At 62.4% G+C, this 636-nt stretch carries 2 protein-coding genes and 1 tRNA gene; all 3 read right to left on the bottom strand.

Annotated elements, in window-relative coordinates:
* Positions 1-219, bottom strand: a 219-nt coding sequence (locus PV363_RS17850) for a hypothetical protein (protein ID WP_301023100.1), incomplete at its 3' end; no start/stop codon positions are given.
* A gap of 129 nt (positions 220-348) precedes the next feature.
* Positions 349-421: transfer RNA gene (locus tag PV363_RS17845), tRNA-Ala, on the bottom strand.
* Positions 422-489: 68 nt separating this feature from the next.
* A complete protein-coding gene (locus PV363_RS17840) occupies positions 490-609 on the bottom strand; it encodes a DLW-39 family protein (RefSeq protein WP_284024430.1) in 120 nt (39 codons plus the stop codon).
* Between the last annotated feature and the right edge of the window lie 27 nt (positions 610-636).

Below are 636 nucleotides of genomic sequence, written 5' to 3'. Positions count from 1 at the left end.
GGCGAGTGCGAGCGAGGCGATGAGGGTCCACTTGGCCTCGGTCCGGGAGAGCCGGGTAAATCCGCCGGGATTGCGCAGCGCCGTGGGAACTCCCATGATCACCGCGCCCAGGGCGTTGCGCCAGAAGGCAATGGCCAGAGCCGGCGCAGCCGTTGCGGCCATGATGGGGCCGGAAGCTGATACTCCGAGGACGCCGATCACGGCGAGGAAAACGATCACCAGAGCAACAATAGAGGACTGCAGACCATCCGCTGTCTGGGCCGGCCGGCCGGCGGCGACGGAGCACCTGGTACGGACCTGACCGTTAACGCAGAAAGTCCCGGCCAGCCGGCCGGGACTTTCTTTCGGTGGAGGCACGGGGACTCGAACCCCGAACCCCCTGCTTGCAAAGCAGGTGCGCTACCAATTGCGCCATGCCCCCGAAATGTGAACTCATCCAGTGTACCCCACCCGGACCTGCGGTGGAACCGATTCATTCTTTACTGAAGATCAATCAACCTTGTCGGTTGCGGACTTCCAGACGGATTTCTCCGCGGCAGTTTCCTGCCATTTTTTTACCGCAAGGATTCCCGCGACTGCCGCTGCAGCTGCTGCCAGCAACTTCTTCACAGTGCCTCCTTGCCTAGTGGCGCATCA

This window comes from Mumia sp. (assembly GCF_028803055.1).
In the GTDB taxonomy this organism is placed as follows: Bacteria; Actinomycetota; Actinomycetes; order Propionibacteriales; family Nocardioidaceae; genus Mumia.
The sequence above is the reverse complement of the archived record's forward strand: the minus strand, read 5'-3'. Positions and strand labels throughout refer to the sequence as shown.